Here is a 21,258-nt window from a genome sequence, read left to right as displayed (position 1 = left end):
TTAGAGAAGTCGAAGGATAGGAGGGGAGGGTAATGCGACGCGCGCCATAACCATGGCGAAGGTGGGTGTGTGGAATGGGTAAACCTCATAATTTCTAATATTTTCGTATTCCATAAAACTTTTAAAATCAGGGGTTGCCTTTCTTTTTCTTACCCAATGAAACTTTATAATCATCTATGGTACCCCGTATTTTTAGATTGAGAAATTTGGTCTTTCTATCGGGGTCTACCTCTACGATTTCATCAACCTGCTCTTGAGGAATAACGGAGTCCTTCTTATTTCCAAAGAGTTTTTGCCAGGTGGCTTTTCGCACCGTTTTCCATGGTATGCGCAGGTAATAGTCAATATTTTGATCGCTGTCGTGGGTTCCTGACAATTCCATATGACCTAGGGTCGATTCAATGGTCATAGCCGGAATATTGATTTTCCCTTTATCAATGGCCAAACGATTTTGCAGGGTGTCAAACCGAACGTTTCGCAGGTTTTTATCTCCCATATAATCCGATAGTGCCAACATGGGGTCATAATCCTTTAGTTTTCCGTTCAACACTTTCACCTCCATTTCTATAGAAGATTGGTCCAAATCTGGCACCAAATCTGGGTATACTCGAATATTACCGCTAATTCTAGAGGTGAGTTTTCCCTGTAAATTTTCTGAAACAAGGTGGTCTTGCCCAAAATTTTCAAACTTGAAAAGTAATTTTTCCAGATCAACATTAGTTAGCACCAAATCAGGCTTCATATAAATGTGTTTCGGGTCACTGCCATTAAAATAGCCGTTTAAACGAATGTTTCCCCCCGCAGCATCCATGGCAAGGGTATCCACGTAAAGATAATGATCGGGTGTTGTTCTCAAATCCGCCTTGATGTTTTGAAAGTCTATCCTATGATATATGAAGTGCGCTATATCGGCTTTAAATCGCATGTTTGTAAATGGCAATTCATAGATATTGAAGGCGGCTGCATGTGCTGCAACATCTTGGGTAGTAGAACCCCCGGCTTCTATAGATTTTGGCGGATTTAGATCAAAATTAAACAGGGCGTCGTAATCAATGTAATCAGCTTGTATTGCCAGATAATTATCACGCTTTTTGATTGTCTGGTCTTTCCCTAAATAATAATTTAGGTTCAAGTTGAAGTTGGTCGATCCAATCTCGCCATGAAAATCATTGATCACTAGATGGTCATCTTCGTAACGGATGTTGCCCTTAAAGTCGTGAAAGCGTTGCGGATGGAGTTCCATCTTTGTGTCAAGCTTATCAAGAGCAATATCAATGGAATGTAATGAAGAGTCTTTATAATGCATCTTCGAGCTAAAATGCAGAGCCAACTCGTCAAAAATTTCATGTCTATACTCTTCCGGCACATAATTTTCGCCCTTGTACGAGAAGACATCTTCCAGTCGTAACTTTTTTGAGATAAGATTAAAATCCAGGGCTACATCGCCATTACGCTCGGGCTGCATCCAAAAGGCATAATCATGTACCAATCCATCAAAATGAAAATCACTATCGTCAATATAGCCCTTGAAGTCAACTATTTGTAGATCCCTATCATCCAGCAATACATCGGCATGAAAATCATGCAAATGATGCGGATAGTGCTTTAACTCAGCATACAGGCTATCGATAAAAAATTCCCCTTTCGGCAAATAGGCTGATTCGGTAAAGTCTTTGGCTGAGGCAACAAAAGAAAGTCCAAGGCTGAGATTTTCCACCTGTTCATCATACCCAATTAGGATGGAATCTTGGATTGAAAACCCTGTCAACTCTGCAATATCCAAGGATTTGGAGGTGATATCCAAATGCGCTTCTACAGGGGTGTTTGTATGATGTACAATAGCGGGTAAGTCTGACAGGAAACCACTTATGGAAACATCTGAATTCCCCATTAACAGATCAAATTGTTTGAGGGTAGCTTTCTTACCATTCATACGCAGATTCACATTTAGGGAGTCCAGGGGGACAGGAAGTTCTTTTGCTTCAAGGTGTAAATTCTCTACTTTCAGCTCCGCATAGTATGCCTGGTTTAGTTTTTGCAAAGCCATTTCAGGCTGGTCGATATCAACGATGTCATGAAAATTGATCTGTAGTGCAATATTCCCTGAGGCGTTCTGTACCTGTTGCAGTTCAAAGAAGTCCGTGATAAAATCAAGATTAAAATTTGCATCAATTTGCATATCAACTTCCGGAGCTTCAAAATTCTTAACAAGAAGTGCCCCTTTAAACTCACCTTTTTCGAGGGAGGCGGTCATATCGGCCAGCGAAAATTCCATGGTGCTGGCGTTACGGTTTGCACCGTTGGTAAAATGGCCCTTAAAGCCCATATTATCTATTTTTTTGGCACGGGCCGTGTTCTCTAAAAAAGCCTTTCCTGCACCAAACTCGGCATTGATGGCGGGCCGGTTTCCCTTGTTTGCAGGGCCTTTGATGGTGGCATTGAAATAGATTTCCCCCGCATTTTTGTATTTCTCCAAAAAGGGGATTACATCCGCTGGGGCAAAGGCAATAAGCATATCGAAATTGGGCTTGGCTCCTTTTATGGCAAGGTCAAGGTCTACATCGTTCTTGGTGTCTATGGACCCTGCAAGCTCAAAATCACCGTTCTCCATGACAATACCAGAGGGTGCTATGTCCAGTATCCCTGTGGATTCATTGAATACCAGGTCTGTGTGTATTTCAAAGTGTTTTTTGCGTATAAAGGAAGTATCACCATCTTTGATCACGTTCAGTTCCAATTCGGTATCAATGTGGCCGGCGATTATACTGTCTCGAATACGAAAGCCCGCTTTGCCGTCATAAATGAACTTTTCAACATCGGTATTGGTGGCTTCATCAAGCGTATGCAGATCCAGGTTTTTTAATCGGATCTTTTTTAAATGAATATTGGTGGTTGCCGCCCCATCCTCAGTCGTCGTGGCCAGGGAATTTTGGATGTTGGTGGTATTATCCTCGTGAATAACAATATTAAAAACGCCGTCTTCTACCCGCAAGGAGTGAATATCATAGTTACCGCCGATCATATCCCAAAGATTGAAGCCTACATAAATGTCCTTAACATCCATGATCAGGGGTGCATTGTCTGCCTTGGTCTCAAAAATTTGAACATCATAAAGTTTTATGGAAAGGTCTGGAAAATTGCCCCATAGCGACAAGTTACTATTGCCGATGGTTATTCGGCCCTTGTATTCTTGGTTCAGTAGGGCGATTTCACCTTTGATAATTTCAGATTGGTTGTTTTGCACATAAAGCAATAGGCCTCCTATGAATAAGATAGGCGCCAAGATGAGCACTAATAAAATCTGTTTCCAGTGCTTTTTAAGCCTCAAAACATATGTATTTGATTTAGAAGAAATCTAATGTTTTAGAAATAACGAATTTGTAGGTCATCGTATTGTTTGGAATTGAAATGAACCATAATGTACTGCGTTATGTAACTTTGCTTTGGAAAAAGCGAAAGTTCTTGCCACCGCGCCGACTCACCTAAATTTTTAAAGAATCTCATTCTTTAAAAATTATAGCGTCTGAAAAATTTCTTCTAAAAATCTTCTTTAAAAATGTAATGAAACCCGGAGGGTCCGCGAGCACTTATATCTCAAATAGAAGTGGAGCGAGCAAACACTTTTTACACTGCCCGGAAGGGGAGGGGAATGGGTGTGTAATGACCAATATCATTGTTTAAACAACTGAAATCGAGCAGCTTTAGGGTTTGGTTGAAAACTGGGCACTCATGAATAGGACTGGACGGTCTGGTGACGCTTTTAAGCGGAAGAAGCCTGGGATATCCCAGCGATACACGGCACTAAAACAGTAGAATCTTAAAAACAGGAACATGCGACAAGCAGAACAAGTAAAAGAAAAGACTTCGCATAAGATCGATCTTATGAACAAGCGTGTATTATTGGCCAAAAGGCCAAAAGGAATGCCTGATGCCTCAACATGGCAACTGGAAGAGCTGCCTGTTCCGGGTCTTCGCGAGGGGGAGGCCTTGATACAAACAGAATATATATCGCTGGACCCTGCCATGCGTGGCTGGATCAGGGATGCGAAATCATATTTGCCTCCAGTAAAATTAGGCGAGGTGATGCGAGCGGCTATCGTTGGTAAGGTCATAGCCTCCAAGAATCGGAATATGAAAGTAGGCGATTACTATACAGGATTCCACAGCGCGCAGCTATTTGTGGTTACAGATGGTAATGGTATGTTCCGAATAGATTCTAATAAGGCACCTTTAACAACCTATCTTAGTGTGTTAGGAATGCCAGGGATAACAGCGTATTTCGGATTGCTACGCATCGGACAACCCAAAGCAGGTGAGACCGTACTGGTATCTGGCGCTGCTGGCGCGGTTGGCAGCGTAGTAGGTCAAATTGCCAAAATTAAAGGCTGCCATGTCGTGGGCATTGCAGGTGGCACCGAAAAATGCGATTACATTGTGAACGAACTGGGCTTTGATGGTGCCATTGATTATAAGAATGAGGATATCACCGAACGATTGGATGTCTTGTGTCCAAATGGTATTGATGTATATTACGACAATGTAGGTGGTGAAATTCTGGACACCGCCCTAACGCGAATCAACAGGAAGGCTCGGATTGTTATTTGCGGCGCCATTTCACAATACAATAAGAAGCCTAAAGGACCGGATAACTATTATCTCATATTAGCTGCCAGAGCCAAAATGGAAGGCTTTGTTGTCATCGATTATTTTGGTGAAAGTGAAACGGCCAGGTTGGAGATGGGGCAATGGATGCGTGAGGGAAGGTTGCGTTCCAGGGAATTCATCGCTGAGGGCATCGAGAATTTTCATGAAGCTTTTCTGCGATTGTTTTCTGGAAAAAAAATGGGTAAACTCATCCTGAAGGTTGCTTAGTAAGCACTAACTCTTTAAGTTCCATTAAAACAGGACGGTAATTTTGCCTTTCCAAGTTTTAAGAGATTGAAAGCGACTTCCAAAGCAAAGTTCCCCTCCCAGATTTTCCTGATTTTTTTCTTTCCCTAAAGCTCTTTAAAAAGGTAATGGAATACTCTTTGCCCGAAGCGACAGTAGGAGAGTAGGGGAATGTGTATGGAATGGTTAAGAACCACAAATGTTCTACCTTAAGAGAAAAAGTTACTCATCTTTTTTCCTATTTCGTAAAGTTGTTGGGTACTTGACAAAGGTTTTCTTAAACCCCGTTATCTCGTCTTTTAATTTGGTATTAGCGTTCTCGATCAATTCGTTTTGCAATTTCATGATCTGCAAGAGGTCATTCATGGCGTTTAAGTTCTCCAACTGGCGATAGACTATTTGTTCTAGCTCTGCTTTTGTGTAACCGAAGCGTCCCATATTATACGATTTTAGGTTAAAAATTCCCGATTATAGGAACAAAAATACCGAAAATCGGATAAAATCCAAATCGAAAGTTTAGATTTTCGGAATAAAATTTCCGATTAAGTACCTTTATGTCTTGAAAATCAGATAAAATGACCGAATTAGGATTGTATCTTTCAAGAAAATCAGTAAACCGTTCCGATGTTTCTCGAAAGACAGGTATTAGTAAAACAAGGTTAAGCGAGCTGGCAAATAATATCAAGACAAAACTTCGGGTTGATGAACTTTATCTTATTGCTCTAGCTATTGATGTAGAGCCTGCAGAAGTTCTTGAGGAAGTCTGTAAAAATCTAAAACTAATTAGTGAATAATTTGAAATTATGAATGTTCGCTTTTTAGGACAAGGATATAATAGAGACGTAGGTAGTTCAGTTGCACAAGCACTGATAGATGCGTTCGGAAATGATTCATTCCATACTTTTAAATGTTTAGTTGCTTTTGCAAGTCATACGGGTGTATCTGGTTTAAGAGATCATGTTGAGAATTCTAAACAACACATAAATTCTTTTCGAGTAATTGTTGGTGTTGATCAAAATGGCACATCAAAAGAAGCTCTTGAATCTTTAATAGATTGGGGAGTTGATACTTTTGTTTTTTATACTTCACAAAGAATTATTTTTCACCCTAAGATATACCTGTTTGAAGGTAACAATGAAGTATTAGTAATTATCGGTTCTAATAACCTAACTCAGATGGGACTTGTTCAAAACATTGAAGGTTCTGTTGAAATAACCTTTAATAAGAACGATGTAGAAGGGGAAAATTTACTTGAACAAATTACGAGTTATTTTGATCCTATTTTAACTGGCGAAAGTGTAAATTTAGAACAGTTAACTAATGAATTGATTGAACAATTGGTAGCTGCCAATATTGTGAAAACAGAGGCTGTTAGAAGAGCTCAATATCACAAAGCTGCTAATGAACAAAATGATGAGAATCAAGGAGAAATTCCAAATATTAGGGAAATTTTCCCATCAATTCCGTTACAAGGTTTACCCGATGCATTCACACCAATTAGACAGGCTAGGAGAGGTGCGGGAGAAGCCAATCAAGAACAAGATGTAGAGAATAACCCTAATGATGAATTAGGTAATTTAGTTTGGAGAAAAAGTAATTTACCTGGTTCGGATGTTCAGTTTGCTCCTCCTGGAACAAACCCTACAGGGGGACTTAGACTTGTTCAAGCAAGGTATGAAGTTAGAGGACAGCGAATAGATCAAACCACATATTTTAGAAATCAAATCTTTGTTGGTGAAAATTGGAATGTGGCTAACCAGAATCCATTTAGGGAAGTTGCGGTAGTTGATTTCCGGATTATAATTCAAGGAAGGAATGTTGGAACATTTGCGCTTAATTTAAGACATAAACCTAGTGGTGAAGCTGGACAAAATAACTATACAACATTAATTTCTTGGGGAGATGCTTCTGATAGCATTCAAGCGGTAGATCTGAGAGGTATGACACTAGACTTGCATAGTCCGATTGCTGATAATCAACCATTCACTATTAACATTTACTAGTTGATTTTTTATTCTTCAACTTAGTTTTTAGTTTCAAAAACATTTGTTAAGTTTGGACATATTTTGTCCAAAATGAATAATAAGAAAACATTCGGAGAAACGGTTAAGAGTTTAAGGGAAGTAAGAAGGCTAACACTGAAGGATGTGTCCAGTAAACTGGATATTGATATTTCAACGTTAGGAAAAATAGAAAAGAACCAGAGATCTGCTTCAAAAGAACTAATAGCAAAAATCTCCCAGTTCTTCAATGTAGATGAAAAGCAACTTCATATTGATTTTTTAAGTGATAAAGTTGCCTATCAACTTGAGGATGAAAGATATGCAACTGAAGTGTTAAGAGTTGCCGAAGCAAAAGTGAAATATTTAAAGCAGAAAGATTCCAATGAAGCTCATTAAACATGCATCTAAAGACAAATTAAGAGGAGGATTCTATACTCCTGAACCAATAGCTGAATTTGTTTTAGAATGGGCTTTAAATGGTAGTACTGATAGTGATATTTTAGAGCCAAGCTGTGGGGATGGTAATTTTCTTAGATTGTTGAGAAATAAAAAGTTTAACTCGGTAACAGCAGTAGAGTTAGATGAAGAAGAAGCTCAAAAAGCTGGTCAAATTAACCTTAAAAACAGTACAATTATCAATGCTGATTTTCATACTTACTGTAATGAAACAGAAAACCGATATGACATAATTATAGGCAACCCCCCATATATTAGATATCAATATTTCAGTGGAGATCAACAATTTGAAGCTCAGAAGATATTTCATTACGCAGGCTTAAAATACTCTAAGCTGATGAATGCATGGGTTTCTTTTGTAGTAGGCTCTAGTTTGCTTCTTAAAGAAAAAGGTAAAATTGGCTTCGTTGTTCCTGCCGAAATATTGCAGGTCTCTTATGCTCAGGGGCTAAGAAAGTTTTTGGCTCGCTTTTATAATAAAATAAATATAGTCTCCTTCAAAAAGCTTGTTTTTCCTGATATTCAACAAGAGGTTGTTTTATTACTATGCGAGAAGAATAATACCCAAGAACATTTAATTGAGCATCTGGAGGTAAATGATGCCAGTGACCTAAAAAAGATTGACGTATCAAAACTGAGAAGCCCGAAGAAAAAAATTGACTTTGATTCTAATAAGTGGACATTTTATTTTTTAGAGCAAAGAGAAATTGATTTTCTTGAGGGTGTTCTAAAAGACAACAACCTTTCACGTATTGGAGATTTTGCAAAAGTGGAAGTTGGTATCACTACTGGATCTAACCCATTTTTTACTGTTCCAAAATCAACAGTGGATGCGTTTAATTTGCATGAATTTGCGAAGCCAATGGTTGGTAGGAGTGTCCAAGTTACTAGTGCGATATTTACAACAGAAGATTGGGAAAACAACTTAAATGTAGGGGCTAGAGCTAATTTCTTAAAATTCCCTTCTATAAAAGAAATAAATGGGAATAAGAAAGCTATACAGTACATAAAACAAGGAGAGGAAGCTGAAATTCATAAGGGTTATAAATGTAGAATTCGTGATGAATGGCAAATTGTACCTTCTACAAGAATTTCGGATGCACTTTTTATTAGAAGGAATAATTTATATCCACGACTAATAATAAATGAAGCTAATGCTTATACAACAGATACTATGCATCGTGTATGGGTTAAGGATGAAGTAGACATTCGAGCATTTATTGCTAGTTATTATAATTCAATGTCATTAGCATTCGCAGAAATATGTGGGCGTAGCCATGGAGGAGGGGTATTAGAACTTATGCCAAATGAAGCAGAAAGTATAATACTTCCTTATCATGTGAATAACGATTGTTTACTAGATGAGATTGATTCTAGGTTAAGAAACAAACAAGGCATACAAGAGGTTTTGAAGTTTACTAATCAACAAATTCTAAATGAGAATTTTGGGTTTTCAAAAGCTGATATAGAACTAGCAGATTCTATTCGAAGAAAACTTTCAACCAGAAGACTTACTAGAGGGAAAAAGTCTTGATAAGTATTATGTTAACTAGGTTGAGTAGAAATGAAGTGCGCTGGCCCGAAGAAAATGCGGGCCGGAGGTGCGGGAATGGACAAATACGTAGTAAATTCATCAAAGGCGTTTACGTTTTCACGCGGTAGCGTGGACTACTTTGATAGAATTTCAAGTATTTGGACAGGGCGCGTTGGAAGCATATTTTCTTCTTGATTTTTTGTTTCGTTTTGCATCAAGGCAAAATGAAAAAAAGCTGAATTGGAGCAACTCAGAAAGCAAGTGTATAGAAATTATCTCGCAGAGTAATTTTATACTCTTGCGCGTAGCTGGACGAGAATCTCATAGAAAAAAATTTAACGGAATTTCATCGTACACGCAAGTTTTATGCAGAGCTGGAAAGCTAGCTTTTTATGGCGTGGGCCAAGCGGCTGGGAATTGCATGTAAAATAAATTGCCTAAGCAATTTGATTTTATAAAGCAATAAGCGTTGGCGCGCGGCAATTTTACATAGCGACTAATTATAGGACAAATGAAAACGAGTACGTGCGCAGCACACCGCTTAGAAAAGTTGATTGACCCCAGTAGGATGTTGGTTTTGGAACGAAATGCTTCTGGGATATTTTACATAATATCATTATAGCTTACAAATGGCGAAAACCTCTAAAATTAAATTCTGAGACATTTGTATTATAATTTATATTATGTCAAATAGCATATTTTGGGTTTTCCCCTAGTCTTTGAACTTCTTGCACCTTACCCGCATAAATATGGCATTCCCGCCAGATACTTTTGGTTGTACCTCAAGCACACGAACCTTGTCTCCTCCACGTATTACCCAACCGCGGATCTCCTCTGTAAATGCATCCTCATCGTAATAAATGGTAAGATCCCAGGTGGCGATCAAGAGATCCCCGGGCTTTGGCCTGGAATATACCGCAGTTTGCTTCTGCGGGCTGCCATCCTCGTTAAAGGCTAAATACTTATGAAACTGCAGTTGGTCCTGGTTGTTCCTGTATTGTACCAGGACAAAATCCGGAAGCAGGCTGTCTATCTTTTGTAGCGCCTCCTTATAATATGGGGCTTCTTTGCCCTTCCTTCTAATGTAGTTGCTAAAAGATTCTACAGAAGCTTTCTTATTTGCGGAATCCCACTGAGGGTCTACCTCTCGCGCTGTTGCAACAGCTGCCGGAATAGCTTCCCGCCCATCTCCGGATCGTACAAGGAAAAAGGCGATAATTACTAATGCTATCACAAAGGCAGTAAGTAAAGCATACCTTAGAAAGCCTTTTTTGTCTTCCTTTTTAGGATTATCGTCTACATAGATCGGTTGATTTACCTCCTCTTTTGGCTGCTGTGGTGCTGTTTTAGGGCTTTCCGCGCTCTTATAACCCAGATCCGCAATCAGTCGTTCAAATGCAGCCTCTCTATCTTTCGTAAAATCAATGAATTGGTACCGAGCCAGGCGCATGGGTATTTCGCACTCTTCTATTTGTATGGGAATGATCCGTTTATTGAGGCGGATGGCATATGATGCCTCGTCTAAGACGTTCTGGGAGGCTACCGAGGTTTTAGACAAGACGATCACTAAGGTATCTGCGGCTTTTATTTCTTTTTCAATGGTATTATCCCAATGACTCCCGCTTGGGATATCCCTGTCAAACCAAACCGATACCCCCTGCTCTTTTAACCGGTTTACCAGGTCGGTAACGAAATCGATGTTTGCCCTGGAATAACTTATAAAAAGTTGGTTTTCTGCCATCCCCAGATCTTGGTGTTATTCTAACCTACTTATCAGGAAGAAGTTACGATAAAAAACCGGAGCATCGCATGCTCAATATCCCTTAATTACAAGACCCGATCTTGTTAAAGTATTCCCAAATTCCTATTTCCCTCGCAACCAAATGCAACATGAACTATCTTTGTCTAAGAAAATGGGTATTTCGTTAAACAAAATGAAATGCCATTGGATGCAAGTTCGACATATGGAACGTTCTTCAGGCAAAAGGTGTTGATCTTTGTGGCGAATAAGATTGCTATGAAGAGTTTTCGGTTTAGTTAGTTACCCTGTGGTTCAATTACCGCTTGGAGGCGTTCCATTTTTTCTACTTGTTTGGATGGTTAGATTGTTAGACAGTTGGATGGTTAGATTATTAGACGGTTAGACAGTTGAAAAATTGGATCGTTAGACTATTAGATGGTTGGATCATAAGATAGTTAGATGGTTGGACTGTTAGATCGATAGACGGACAGACAATAGGATAATTAGACATTGAACGATTCACTACCTGCAGTCATTGGCCTGCCCACTGCCAACTGCCTACTGCTCACTGAATCCAGGGTCCTAACCCCACCCCAATTTCAAGTTAACCGATAGTACTTCAATATCAAAGCAGAGAAGTTCAGTGAAGAATGCCGCGATGTAAAATCGTAAAGTTGAGGAATTGAGGAGTTGGATGATGGACGATTTCTCGAATTGTTCGATCAATACTATTAATGGCCTATATCGTATATCCAATATTGTATATCGTATATCGCCTTAAGCTTTATCCCTTGCTTTATTCATTGGCTATCAACAATCAACTATCAACCATCAACTATTTGTAGGACTGCCTACTGCCAACTGATTTTATCCTCCGAAGCTTTAGCGAAGGAGGACTGCCAACTGTTCACTGTTTACTGAAAATTGGTTCCCCAATTTTCCTGGGGTCCTAACCCCACCCCAGTTATAAGTTAACCGATGGCACTGCAATATCAAAGCAGAGAAGTACAATTAAGAATGCCGCGATGTAAAATTGTGAAATTGTGAAATTGAGGAATTGGATGGTTGGACGGTTTATCGAATTGTTCGATCAATACTATTAATGGTCTATATCGTATATCCAATATTGTATATCGTATATCGCCTTAAGCTCCAAACTTTGCACTATACATTGGCCATCAACAATCAACTATCAACCATCAACTATTTGTAGGACTGCCTATTGTCAACTGATTTTATCCGCCGAAGCTTTAGCGAAGGAGGACTGCCTACTGATCTCATCCGCCGAAGCTTTAGCGAAGGAGGACTGCCCACTGATACATCTCTTCGTATCTTCGTTGCATAATGCAACCGAAGCGTATATATCTCCTCATTGGTCCTAAAGGAAGCGGTAAATCTTATATCGGAGATTTGTTAGACCAACATTTTGGCATTCCGTTTATCCGGGTAGAAGACTGGGCCAGGGAAATTCCAAAGCCGGATGGCGGTTATACTGAAGAATACCTCTCAGAGGTTTTTAGCACTATTGAAAATGGTATCAGAGTTGAACTAGAGAAACATAATCAAGTCTGTTTTGAATCAACCGGCCTCTCCTCCCATTTTGATGCCATGTATAACAGCTTAAAGCAAAGCTTTAAGGTGATAACTATTGGAATAAAGGCCTCGGACACTCTTTGTTTACAGCGTATCCAGGCAAGAGATAGCTCAATCCATATTCCCGTAAGTGAAACTGATATTCAAAAGATCAATACTCTGGTTCGCGAGAGGGCGATCCCTACAGATCATACACTTGTCAATGAAGATACAAGTGAAAGGGAGCTGATTCAGGAGCTTGACCTAATTCTTAACCGTTCTTAAAGTGAAATTGTAAAATTGTGAAATCGTAAAATTGAGGAATTGAGGAATAGGACGGTTCGACTGTTAGATCGATAGACGGTTAGACAATTGGATAATTAAATAGTGAACTGTTCACTGATTACTCCCGATATTTATCGGCGCTTTTAACTGTCCTAAATAAGTTCTCGACTGCGCTCGAACTGACATAGTTTTCGAATCCCATTTCCTACGTAGTAGACCGTCGGACGTTCGATCCCAATGACTGCCACTTATTTCATCTTCTGAAGCTCTAGCGAAAGGGAACTGTTTACTGTTCACTGCAAACTGCCCACTGTCAACGCCCTCCTACACGAATACTCGCCAGTCCGTCTGCGGATTTGCTGATGACCCGGGTATCCAGATCCTGGGCTCGGATCTTGCCCATTCCATCCAGCCTCAGGTCTGTTTCATCTGCCTGGCCAGAGATTGTCATGGTGCAAAGTCCGTCCAGGGCAACTCTCAGGTAACCCACATTCACCACGATGTCTCCGCGGATAAGGCCGTCACCTTTAATTCGTAGGGATTCGCTTTCTACAGTGTCGTTGCTGTAAATGTAAATGAGGCCATCAACATCCATTTCGCGTATTCCGGGATGTTTTAGATACACATGGATCTTGGGCGCGGAACGGAAACGGTCGGGCTCGTAATGCTGAACATACAAGGTATTCCCTCGAACCTCTACCTTGTATTCATCCAGATGACTTTCCCTTTTGGCTTCGATCTCTACTTCGGCTTCTCTCCCCTGTTCTAAGAAAATGCGGATGTTGCCATCCAGGTCTACGTTCTCAAAAGAATCGAACTTAAATACCTGTTTCTTTTGGGCCATGGCTGCGCCGGCGGTAAGAAACCCTACTGCGAATAGTACTACTAGCTTTTTCATTTTCTGCTTGTTTTGATTGATCAATGAATAACCCCCTAATTATAAGACGCTATAATTAATAGACGGGTTGCCTGAGGAATTGTTACAGAAATTGGGAAGAATGTGGAAATGTGGAAATGTGAAACTGAGGAATCGTAAAATTGAGGAATTGGATGGTTGGATTGTTGGACGATTAGATGGTTAGAAGGTTAGACTGTTAGACCGTTGGATTGTTGGACGATTGGATGGTTAGACGGTTTGACGGTTAGACGGTTAGATCGATAGATGGTTAGACAATTGGATAATTAGACAGTGAGCGGATCACTCCAGGCAGTTATGGGACTGTTCACTGATCTCATCCTCCGTAGCCTTGGCGAAGGAGGACTGCCCACTGCGAACGGCCAACTGCCAACTGATGTTACCCGCCAAAGCTTTAGCGAAGGAGGACTGTTCACTGATTACTGCAAACTGTTTACTGAATCTCCTCCCCTTCTTCCTTTATCTCAGTAATCGTACCTTCATAACGGATGGCGAAGCGTTGGGAGCTGTTTACCAATATTTGGCCGACGCGATTCGGGTATAGCGTGGCGGTTACCTGGTAGGTTTCCGTTTTGTTGTTCACCTGAAAGCTTACGGTTTGACTATTCTTTTTCTCGTTCTTTACAACGCTATAGTCCTTGGCCAGGCCGTTAAACTGAACCCCCTGTGCGGAGTTGTACCCCCCTCCCATTTGTCGTTCTCCGTAATAGGGTAAATAAGCGGAAACACTATCCCCTTTAACCGTAAGATGGTTGTATTGCCCTTGTATATTTATTCGGTTTATGGTGCTTCCAATGGGTAGAAGGCCACTGCCGGCAATTGTGGTTAAACTCCCGGTAGTCATAGGGATCGCCCATTCCGCCTCTATGGTAAAGGCCTTGGAATAGACCATATTTTCCAGATTGTCTATATCCTCAAAGGTTGTCGACTTACCGGACCCACATCCTATAAAACAGCCAATTAGTGCTGCTACCACAACGATTTTCAAAAGCTTCATAGCACAGTATTTTATAACTATTTAAGTAGACTTAAGATAGTCATAATTTTAACTAAAATGTGGTAAAATTTTGATAAAAAAGCCCTTGATGCTACTTCTCGGGGTCCTGGTATTCAGCTTCCTCGTATGCGTTATCGGCCAGGAGATATTTTTGCAACCGTTTAGATTCTTTGCCCTGGTACAGGTCTTTAAGAAGCTTTAATCGTTTACTCTCCGAAATGTCAAGGGTATCTATAATAGCCTTCTTCTGAAGTATGGCCATCCTTCTGGCTTCTTTGTCGGCTATCAATCCCGGTTCAAACTTAAATACCAATGGGCCAGCCTCCTCTTCTGCCTTTTTCAAAGCATCTTTCTGAGGGGTTTGCTGTGCAGATAAGGTTGCGGCGCACAGAAAAAAAGCGCCACAGAGCAAATGGCGGGTTAATTTTTTCATGATCCTAAGCGTTCTAAGTCAAAAATACTTTCTTTTACCAGCTTCCCTCCCCTATTCCCGTTCAGATTCTCAGATTCTCGATGAGATTCCTTTGGGTGTCCTGATAAAAATCATTTCAGGATTACTTCCGTTAATCCAAATTAGCGCATTAAACAACTACACATGGAAGGTTCTAAAAAATACAAGGGCTCCAACGGTTCCAGCATGCTTTATTTTTTTGGTTTTATCGGTGCAGCGGTCTACTACATTCAAATTGCGGATGGCTTTTGGAATGGATTCCTCGGATTCCTGAAAGCCCTGGTATGGCCTGCATTTCTGGTGTACGACCTTTTGACTTATCTGGCAGGTACTGCCTAATAGATATAACGGACCTTGAGGTAATAATAGCCATCAGCCGTAACCGGCATGATCTGCAGGACTTCCACCTGTTCTCCCTGGTAAATGATATCTCCTGTTTGCATCAGATTCTGGTTGTAGACATACCTGTCTGCCATCACATATAGAATGTCGCCCACATAGGGATATCCACCCTCCGCTTTATTAAAGAACACCTGTCCAAAAGGATTTGAATACAGCACATATCCCGTTCTGGTCTCATTTACCGGTTCTTCATAAGGATCCGGCGTTGATGGCCCCGGATTGTTGTGTACCGGCTCCACATTGTTTTTATAGGGAGTTAAAGGGTCTTCTGTTTGGATAATGTTCGATTTTATTTCCCCTGGATCGATAGGATCCTCATCTTCATTATAGAATATGCCTACTAAGAGAATAAAAGCAACAATAGAAACTAAGCCTCCTAATAGAAACAAAACCAGGTTGTTAGACTTCTTCTTCGGTTTCCTTTTTATACGATGATGCCTGTTCTGATCAAATTTATCAGGATGATCAATATCATCAAGCAGTCTGTTGAAACCCCATTGCACTCCCTGAGTGAAATCCACATATTGATAACGCCTCAGGCGCATGGGAATATCGCACTCCCGCATCAGCACGGGGATAATCCTCTTATTCAGATCTATGGCCAGAGAAACTTCGTCCATCACATTGGGCGAATCTACAGAGGTTTCGGACATCACCGTGATCAATATGTCGCAGTCCCTGATTTCCTTTTCAATAGTTCGGTCCCACTGACTCCCCGAACGGATCTGGCTATCGAACCATACGTGCTTCCCCTTATTCCGAAGCCCGTTTACGAGCCGGGTTACAAATTCAAGATCATCGCGGGAATAGCTAATAAATATCTTTTCCTTAGCCATAAGAATTGATTTTTGGACATAAATGTCCAGGGGGAAGGGTTCACAACTTTTACAGAAAAAAGTTACAATAAAATTGGGTGAATTCGAAGTATTAGACGGAGTTATGTATAAATGGTGGGAATAAGGACATCTTTTGTGGCAGAATTTGTGTTGTCTAACTGCAACTATACAGCCTGCTAAACATCAATTTCACAGTTTCACAATTTCACAGTTTTACAGTTTCACAACTTTACAATTCTCCTACTCATACATGCACTCCAAAACCCAATCCCGGATGTCTTCGGCATAAGGCATGCGTTCCTTGGTTTCCGCATCGTATAGGCTGTGATTGGCATTTGGGTATACTTTGAACCGGATAGGGATCTCCGGCGACTTTTTCATAAGCTCAGCTAACTGGGCTTTGCTAAAATCAACCGCCATGCTCTGGTCTTTTCCTCCAAACAGCCAAAAACCGGGTGTTTCCATGCTTTCTACCAGGGGTCTGGAATCAAAACCGGCTTTCCCGGTAAAATCCGCTAAGCTCTTGTAAATTGAATCCAGAGTGATCTCCGGAACTTCTTCAGCTTTTTGCTGTAATTCGGTAAACAACAACTCCTGTCCTACCGTGCATAAAGGCCCTGAAAGTATAGCAGCGAATTTTAGGTCGTCAGACTTGCTCAGGGCAAGCGGGGCCACCCAACCACCTTCGCTGTAAGCCAATAATCCAACCCTTGCCGTATCAATTCGGGCCTGCTTTTTTGCCCAGGCCGATACAGATACCACATCATTACTTAGCCGCTCAAAAACATCCTCACTGTTTTCCGCAGTGACTTCTTCGTATACTCCTTCGGAATCTCCTGTCCCCCTTTTGTCAAAGAACACCACAGCAAAACCCTGGGCAGAAAACCGGCTAATCATTGGGATATAGGTATTCCAGCTTCCCTGGTTTCCGGATCCGTGGACTATGACCAGTACAGGGGGTTTCTTCTTAAGTGGCTTTTCAGGAAGTATCATCCTGGTCATTAACCTGGTGGAATCGCTTAAGACCTTGCTTTTGGTAACCGTACCCATCTGGGCGTTTCCGGTCATGACCACAAAGAGAACAGCCGCTATCAGGCAGCAGTGGTTTTTCATGTTTCAGGTGTCTAATGTAAATTTTATGTAAAGATGATAATTTTTCAAAAAAAAGCCATGATCTGCCATTGTGTTGCCTCATTTATTGGCAGGGGTTCGCTACTTTTGCCGAATGACCCAAAAACCTCGTTCCCAACTGGAATTTGTGGCCCTTATGGCTGCCCTGATGTCTATTGTCGCCCTGTCTCTGGACGCGCTGCTTCCTGCCCTGGATATTATTGGACTGGCCGTAGGCACCTCCAATCCTTCGGACTATCAATTGCTCATTACCCTTTTCTTTTTGGGAGTAGGTACGGGCCCACTGATCTTCGGTCCTATTGCAGATAGTATAGGAAGAAAACCTGTGGTCTACATGGGATTCGCTCTTTTTGTTGGAGCGAGTATGCTCTGCGTCTTTGCACAGAGCCTGGAAGTTATGGTTCTGGGAAGAATACTACAGGGTATTTCACTTTCTGCCCCAAGAACCATGAGTGTGGCCATGATACGGGATGTATATAGCGGAGACTATATGGCGCGGATCATGTCTTTTGTAACGGTTGTTTTTATCCTGGTGCCCATCATTGCCCCGGCCATGGGGAAAGCCATACTGGATTTCTTTGGTTGGAAGGCCATCTTTCATATTCAGGTTGTCTTCGCGATTTTGGTGACCATCTGGTTCTGGAGGCGGCAACCGGAAACCCTGGCAGAGGAAAACAAGACCTCCTTCCGGTTCAAGGTTTTTGTGGATGGCTACAAGGAACTGCTTAACTACAGGCAAACCGTAGTTTTTACGCTAATATGGGGTTTTGTAACCGGTTCCTTCCTGGTATACCTAAGCACCGCTCAGCAGATCTTCCAGGAGCAATATGAACTAAAAGAGGCCTTCCCATATATATTTGCGGCCCTGGCACTGACCATAGGCACCTCTACCCTCTTAAATGGCACCCTGGTGCTGCGATTTGGGATGCTGAAACTGGTAACGGTATCTCTTATCGCCTATGTACTAATCTCCTTGGCCTATGTATTGCTTTTCTTCCAGGGCGGAAACCCGCCTTTCTGGGTACTGTTGACTTTCTTTAGCCTACAGTTTTTCGCCGTGGGATTCCTCTTTGGAAACCTTAGGGCGCTAGCCATGGAACCCGTTGGGCATATCGCAGGTATCGCCGCAGCGATGACTGGCTGTGCCGCGACCTTGATGGCTGTACCGATTAGTGCTTACATCGGTAAGTTTGTTACGAATACGGTATATCCAATGTTCATGGGCTTCCTTATCTGTGGTTTGCTGGCCTGCGCTATTCTGGCGTATTATTACCGCCTAAGTAAACCAAGAAGGAAAATATCTAAAGCCTAGGGTTTCTTACGGTTCCAATTGGCCAAATACTCCCAGTCTCATTTCTGATTGTAGTTTCGTGGCTTTAGCCGCGGTTTCCAGCAACAATTGCTTATCGCTTACCTGCGCCTTAATGCCAACTTTGGGAAGGTAATCTTCAATGGGGATGGGCTCTTTGCCCCGGATGTATTTCTTAAGGAAAGGGCTTTGATCTTCACCGCTAAGTTCCGTAAGTCCGTTCAACACATCGTCAATGGTATAATGCTCATGAGTGCCCCCGTACTTTTTAAATATGCTGCGCATCAGATCGTCTATACTACGGGAATTTCCGCTGGCCTCCCTTATTACCGCGTCCTGAGCCATAGCGACAAATAGGCCTCCGCCGTAAATGATTCCCCAATGATCGTGTTTTTCTTCTCCCTGGGTCATGGAAATGGAACCCAGGCCGCTGTCGTTTATGTATCTCTGGTAGAATAAATTATTCAGCACCTGATAAAATGCATTATCATCTAACAGGCCTACCTGTCTGAGTGCCTTCAGGGTATAATAGTTTGTAAAGCCTTCCTTGAACCACTCGGTTTCCTGATCATCGGGAACTATGGATTTTCCATTCCAGAGGTGAAAGAACTCATGCGCAAAAATGAAGCGGGATATCATTTTAGACATGGCGTCTCCTCCTTCCTCTAACATGATGCTAATATTGGTCCCTATAACCTCCCCATCCGTCTGATCTGCGGTGTTGATGATCACCACGGCCTTTTCCAGGGGGTTATCCGGCGGCGGATTGGGCAGGCCTCCCATAATCTCGATATAGTAATCGAGTACTCCATTGGCCAGATCCTTATAAAGCGATTCTTCTTTGAGCACCTCACTTCCTCCAAGAGCAAAGATCAACTCAAAATCTTCCCGCTTGAAGCTCAGTTCACGATGTGTTCCGGCAAATAGCATCGATTGCATTAAAGAGGCCTGGCTGGGAACCTTAAAGGAAGTCTTCCTTTTGTTTAGTGGCTGCCATGGTGTTGAAACCTTCCAGGGATCGGGTAGGGTGAAATCCACACGAATATCCTCCCAATTGTCACTGTGAAGTATCAACAAGGCCCTTGTAGTGTAGAAAACTCCCCAGTCCGTGCTGTAGGCCACCCCATCCAGTCCCCCACTCCATTGCTGCTGCTCATGATCCAAATGAAGCTCATAACTAAGGCTGATCTCATCCTCAGTTTCTGAGGGTAACTTCCACATGGCGTCCTGGAGGTCTTCTACTTCCACTGTCTCACCTTTGCTGTCTGTAACCACAAGCTTGTGCACAAAGGTGGCCCATCGATCGGGCAGATCCGCAGCACCCTGGGACATATAAAGTATGCTGTCTTTAGGAGTGAAATCTGCTTTTACATAAGCGATTTTGGGATTATCTGCTTTTACACTGATTTGATAAGCGATATTACCCCTGGTCTCTATCTGGTTGTTTTGGGCAAGGCCAGCATTGCAGCTTAGCCATATCAGGATAAAGGTCCCGAATAGATCTGATTTCTTCATGAGGTTTTTTTGATTGATGATGAAATGAATTTACCCCAAACCTATGCCCTTCCGGCAGAAGTTACAACTCAAAATTGTTCGGATTTGCAAAAGCAAACAGCCTTTGGCGCTAGGCTAATTGCTCCAGATATAAGGTTGGAGTGGTTCCTTTTGCCTTCTTGAAGGCAGCATAAAAGGAAGAGGCAGAGCGGAAACCGGCTCTTTCTGCCAGGCCCATAATGGTAAAGGAATGATGGCTGTCGGATTCCAATGCGTCTACCACCTCCTGTACGCGAAAGCCATTGATGAATTCATTGAAATTCTTACTATATCTTCTATTGATTAACTCGCTTAACGAGGTATATGGCAATTCCAATAACCCGGCGAGTTTACGGATATTTAACTCAGGGTCCCGATAGTATTTTTGATCTATTATGTTCCGGACCAATTTTTCCTCATCAAGAAGTGGTAATACATTGGATGCGACCTTTTTCCTCCTCGCCTTGCCTGGTTTTAAAGAATTGTCTTTGAATTTTCTAAACAATAACCAGAAGGTAAGGCCTGAAAACAGCAAAGTTATATTCAAGTAGACGAAAATGGACAAGGGGGCTACAAAAATGCGGTAAAGGAAAAGGATGAGATTCGCTGCCCAAATAGAAATTATCCCACCCGCTATGAGCTTCTGAATGCCCAGATCCTGAGTGTGTTTCTTTTGAAATTCCCGGGCCACCAAAACGGTGTAAACTAAAAAGTGTACATTCCACACTACGATCATCGCCAGACTATCCATAATACTCTTTGCCCAATGCCCAATCAGGCTTTCTGGTAATATCAACTGTAAACTAACCAGGCAGAGATAGGCATAAAAATGCCACAAGTGAGGAGATCTGAGGTCTTGTTCCTCATTGGTATAATTAAATGATCTTATATACAAATACAGTATAGGGGCTATGGCAAAGGACAAGGCATTGCTGATGGATTCGAATCCGTAAAACAACTCGCTGTATCCTGTAAAATTAAAGATGGTATTCAGGATTACAGATCCGATAATAAAAAATAGTAAAGACAGCAATTCCGTAGCATTGTTTAGCGTTTGCCGCGGTTGGCGAACATACAAGTAAGACAGAAGAAAACAATTGCCTACTCCAACAGCGTTGATCAGAAGCGTAATATCTCTGGCGATGCTCAGTTCCATTGTCGTCTTTTTTTAAAAGACGAACCGGTCCCTGTTTTATAACAAA

Annotated in this window: 18 protein-coding genes; 8 read left to right on the top strand and 10 right to left on the bottom strand. The window is 41.6% G+C overall.

Going from position 1 to position 21,258, the window contains the following annotated elements; translation table 11 throughout:
• Nucleotides 1-127: 127 nt before the first annotated feature.
• The gene (locus tag GTQ38_RS16795) at nucleotides 128-3,328 is read right to left on the bottom strand and encodes an AsmA family protein (RefSeq protein ID WP_161436709.1); all 3,201 of its coding nucleotides are present in this window, start codon (nucleotides 3,326-3,328) and stop codon (nucleotides 128-130) included.
• Nucleotides 3,329-3,831: 503 nt separating this feature from the next.
• Here GTQ38_RS16795 and GTQ38_RS16790 point away from each other — a divergent pair.
• Nucleotides 3,832-4,872 carry an NADP-dependent oxidoreductase gene (locus GTQ38_RS16790; RefSeq protein ID WP_238857987.1) on the top strand — a complete coding sequence of 347 codons (1,041 nt, stop codon included), beginning with the start codon at nucleotides 3,832-3,834 and terminating at the stop codon, nucleotides 4,870-4,872.
• Nucleotides 4,873-5,112: 240 nt separating this feature from the next.
• Here the strand turns inward: GTQ38_RS16790 and GTQ38_RS16785 are convergent, their stop codons facing one another.
• Nucleotides 5,113-5,328, bottom strand: a complete 216-nt coding sequence (locus tag GTQ38_RS16785; protein ID WP_161436708.1) for a hypothetical protein — start codon at nucleotides 5,326-5,328, stop codon at nucleotides 5,113-5,115.
• A gap of 137 nt (nucleotides 5,329-5,465) precedes the next feature.
• Here GTQ38_RS16785 and GTQ38_RS16780 point away from each other — a divergent pair, with 137 nt between their 5' ends.
• The 4 genes from GTQ38_RS16780 (at nucleotide 5,466) to GTQ38_RS16765 (ending at nucleotide 8,883) form a co-directional block, all read left to right on the top strand.
• Nucleotides 5,466-5,684: a helix-turn-helix domain-containing protein gene (locus tag GTQ38_RS16780; RefSeq protein WP_161436707.1), complete on the top strand. Its 219-nt coding sequence runs from the start codon at nucleotides 5,466-5,468 to the stop codon at nucleotides 5,682-5,684.
• Between the two features lie 9 nt (nucleotides 5,685-5,693).
• On the top strand, nucleotides 5,694-6,893 hold the full coding sequence (locus tag GTQ38_RS16775) for a restriction endonuclease PLD domain-containing protein (RefSeq protein ID WP_161436706.1): 1,200 nt from the start codon (nucleotides 5,694-5,696) through the stop codon (nucleotides 6,891-6,893).
• Nucleotides 6,894-6,965: 72 nt separating this feature from the next.
• Complete coding sequence (locus GTQ38_RS16770) at nucleotides 6,966-7,289, top strand: helix-turn-helix domain-containing protein (RefSeq protein ID WP_161436705.1); 324 nt, start codon at nucleotides 6,966-6,968, stop codon at nucleotides 7,287-7,289.
• On the top strand, nucleotides 7,276-8,883 hold the full coding sequence (locus GTQ38_RS16765; RefSeq protein WP_161436704.1) for an Eco57I restriction-modification methylase domain-containing protein: 1,608 nt from the start codon (nucleotides 7,276-7,278) through the stop codon (nucleotides 8,881-8,883). The genes GTQ38_RS16770 and GTQ38_RS16765 overlap by 14 nt, the downstream gene beginning before the upstream one ends.
• A 712-nt stretch (nucleotides 8,884-9,595) precedes the next feature.
• Here GTQ38_RS16765 and GTQ38_RS16760 read toward each other — a convergent pair.
• The gene (locus GTQ38_RS16760) at nucleotides 9,596-10,624 is read right to left on the bottom strand and encodes a toll/interleukin-1 receptor domain-containing protein (RefSeq protein WP_161436703.1); all 1,029 of its coding nucleotides are present in this window, start codon (nucleotides 10,622-10,624) and stop codon (nucleotides 9,596-9,598) included.
• A gap of 1,344 nt (nucleotides 10,625-11,968) precedes the next feature.
• On the opposite strand from GTQ38_RS16760, the gene GTQ38_RS16755 reads away from it, so the two are divergent.
• Nucleotides 11,969-12,481 (top strand): ATP-binding protein, encoded by a 513-nt coding sequence (locus tag GTQ38_RS16755; RefSeq protein WP_161436702.1) that lies wholly within the window; start codon nucleotides 11,969-11,971, stop codon nucleotides 12,479-12,481.
• Between the two features lie 313 nt (nucleotides 12,482-12,794).
• Here the strand turns inward: GTQ38_RS16755 and GTQ38_RS16750 are convergent, their stop codons facing one another.
• The 3 genes from GTQ38_RS16750 to GTQ38_RS16740 form a co-directional block, all read right to left on the bottom strand.
• Nucleotides 12,795-13,379, bottom strand: a complete 585-nt coding sequence (locus tag GTQ38_RS16750; RefSeq protein WP_161436701.1) for a GIN domain-containing protein — start codon at nucleotides 13,377-13,379, stop codon at nucleotides 12,795-12,797.
• A gap of 451 nt (nucleotides 13,380-13,830) precedes the next feature.
• Nucleotides 13,831-14,394 (bottom strand): DUF4251 domain-containing protein, encoded by a 564-nt coding sequence (locus GTQ38_RS16745; RefSeq protein ID WP_161436700.1) that lies wholly within the window; start codon nucleotides 14,392-14,394, stop codon nucleotides 13,831-13,833.
• A gap of 91 nt (nucleotides 14,395-14,485) precedes the next feature.
• The gene (locus tag GTQ38_RS16740) at nucleotides 14,486-14,827 is read right to left on the bottom strand and encodes a hypothetical protein (protein WP_161436699.1); all 342 of its coding nucleotides are present in this window, start codon (nucleotides 14,825-14,827) and stop codon (nucleotides 14,486-14,488) included.
• 162 nt (nucleotides 14,828-14,989) lie between these two features.
• On the opposite strand from GTQ38_RS16740, the gene GTQ38_RS16735 reads away from it, so the two are divergent.
• Nucleotides 14,990-15,184 (top strand): hypothetical protein, encoded by a 195-nt coding sequence (locus GTQ38_RS16735; RefSeq protein WP_161436698.1) that lies wholly within the window; start codon nucleotides 14,990-14,992, stop codon nucleotides 15,182-15,184.
• Here the strand turns inward: GTQ38_RS16735 and GTQ38_RS16730 are convergent.
• Both GTQ38_RS16730 and GTQ38_RS16725 read right to left on the bottom strand, forming a co-directional pair.
• On the bottom strand, nucleotides 15,181-16,083 hold the full coding sequence (locus GTQ38_RS16730; RefSeq protein ID WP_161436697.1) for a toll/interleukin-1 receptor domain-containing protein: 903 nt from the start codon (nucleotides 16,081-16,083) through the stop codon (nucleotides 15,181-15,183). The two genes, GTQ38_RS16735 and GTQ38_RS16730, sit on opposite strands and share 4 nt — an antisense overlap.
• Nucleotides 16,084-16,323: 240 nt before the next feature.
• Nucleotides 16,324-17,196: an alpha/beta hydrolase family protein gene (locus GTQ38_RS16725; RefSeq protein WP_161436696.1), complete on the bottom strand. Its 873-nt coding sequence runs from the start codon at nucleotides 17,194-17,196 to the stop codon at nucleotides 16,324-16,326.
• Between the two features lie 112 nt (nucleotides 17,197-17,308).
• Here GTQ38_RS16725 and GTQ38_RS16720 point away from each other — a divergent pair, with 112 nt between their 5' ends.
• Nucleotides 17,309-18,526, top strand: a complete 1,218-nt coding sequence (locus tag GTQ38_RS16720; RefSeq protein WP_161436695.1) for a multidrug effflux MFS transporter — start codon at nucleotides 17,309-17,311, stop codon at nucleotides 18,524-18,526.
• 6 nt (nucleotides 18,527-18,532) lie between these two features.
• Here the strand turns inward: GTQ38_RS16720 and GTQ38_RS16715 are convergent, their stop codons facing one another.
• Nucleotides 18,533-20,038 carry a M61 family metallopeptidase gene (locus GTQ38_RS16715; protein WP_161436694.1) on the bottom strand — a complete coding sequence of 502 codons (1,506 nt, stop codon included), beginning with the start codon at nucleotides 20,036-20,038 and terminating at the stop codon, nucleotides 18,533-18,535.
• Nucleotides 20,039-20,147: 109 nt separating this feature from the next.
• Nucleotides 20,148-21,212: a helix-turn-helix domain-containing protein gene (locus tag GTQ38_RS16710; RefSeq protein ID WP_161436693.1), complete on the bottom strand. Its 1,065-nt coding sequence runs from the start codon at nucleotides 21,210-21,212 to the stop codon at nucleotides 20,148-20,150.
• Nucleotides 21,213-21,258 lie beyond the last annotated feature (46 nt).

This window comes from Poritiphilus flavus, assembly GCF_009901585.1.
Classification (GTDB): domain Bacteria; phylum Bacteroidota; class Bacteroidia; order Flavobacteriales; family Flavobacteriaceae; genus Poritiphilus; species Poritiphilus flavus.
This window is presented reverse-complemented; position numbering and strand designations above follow the sequence as displayed.

Excerpts from the sequence above, each read along its gene's own strand:
- GTQ38_RS16730 (WP_161436697.1), bottom strand. The coding sequence starts at position 16,083 with ATGGCTAAGGAAAAGATATTTATTAGCTATTCCCGCGATGATCTTGAA.
- GTQ38_RS16785 (WP_161436708.1), bottom strand. The coding sequence starts at position 5,328 with ATGGGACGCTTCGGTTACACAAAAGCAGAGCTAGAACAAATAGTCTAT.
- GTQ38_RS16710 (WP_161436693.1), bottom strand. The coding sequence starts at position 21,212 with ATGGAACTGAGCATCGCCAGAGATATTACGCTTCTGATCAACGCTGTT.
- GTQ38_RS16770 (WP_161436705.1), top strand. The coding sequence starts at position 6,966 with ATGAATAATAAGAAAACATTCGGAGAAACGGTTAAGAGTTTAAGGGAA.
- GTQ38_RS16725 (WP_161436696.1), bottom strand. The coding sequence starts at position 17,196 with ATGAAAAACCACTGCTGCCTGATAGCGGCTGTTCTCTTTGTGGTCATG.
- GTQ38_RS16760 (WP_161436703.1), bottom strand. The coding sequence starts at position 10,624 with ATGGCAGAAAACCAACTTTTTATAAGTTATTCCAGGGCAAACATCGAT.
- GTQ38_RS16715 (WP_161436694.1), bottom strand. The coding sequence starts at position 20,038 with ATGAAGAAATCAGATCTATTCGGGACCTTTATCCTGATATGGCTAAGC.
- GTQ38_RS16745 (WP_161436700.1), bottom strand. The coding sequence starts at position 14,394 with ATGAAGCTTTTGAAAATCGTTGTGGTAGCAGCACTAATTGGCTGTTTT.
- GTQ38_RS16740 (WP_161436699.1), bottom strand. The coding sequence starts at position 14,827 with ATGAAAAAATTAACCCGCCATTTGCTCTGTGGCGCTTTTTTTCTGTGC.
- GTQ38_RS16735 (WP_161436698.1), top strand. The coding sequence starts at position 14,990 with ATGGAAGGTTCTAAAAAATACAAGGGCTCCAACGGTTCCAGCATGCTT.
- GTQ38_RS16780 (WP_161436707.1), top strand. The coding sequence starts at position 5,466 with ATGACCGAATTAGGATTGTATCTTTCAAGAAAATCAGTAAACCGTTCC.
- GTQ38_RS16755 (WP_161436702.1), top strand. The coding sequence starts at position 11,969 with ATGCAACCGAAGCGTATATATCTCCTCATTGGTCCTAAAGGAAGCGGT.
- GTQ38_RS16750 (WP_161436701.1), bottom strand. The coding sequence starts at position 13,379 with ATGAAAAAGCTAGTAGTACTATTCGCAGTAGGGTTTCTTACCGCCGGC.
- GTQ38_RS16775 (WP_161436706.1), top strand. The coding sequence starts at position 5,694 with ATGAATGTTCGCTTTTTAGGACAAGGATATAATAGAGACGTAGGTAGT.
- GTQ38_RS16790 (WP_238857987.1), top strand. The coding sequence starts at position 3,832 with ATGCGACAAGCAGAACAAGTAAAAGAAAAGACTTCGCATAAGATCGAT.
- GTQ38_RS16765 (WP_161436704.1), top strand. The coding sequence starts at position 7,276 with ATGAAGCTCATTAAACATGCATCTAAAGACAAATTAAGAGGAGGATTC.
- GTQ38_RS16720 (WP_161436695.1), top strand. The coding sequence starts at position 17,309 with ATGACCCAAAAACCTCGTTCCCAACTGGAATTTGTGGCCCTTATGGCT.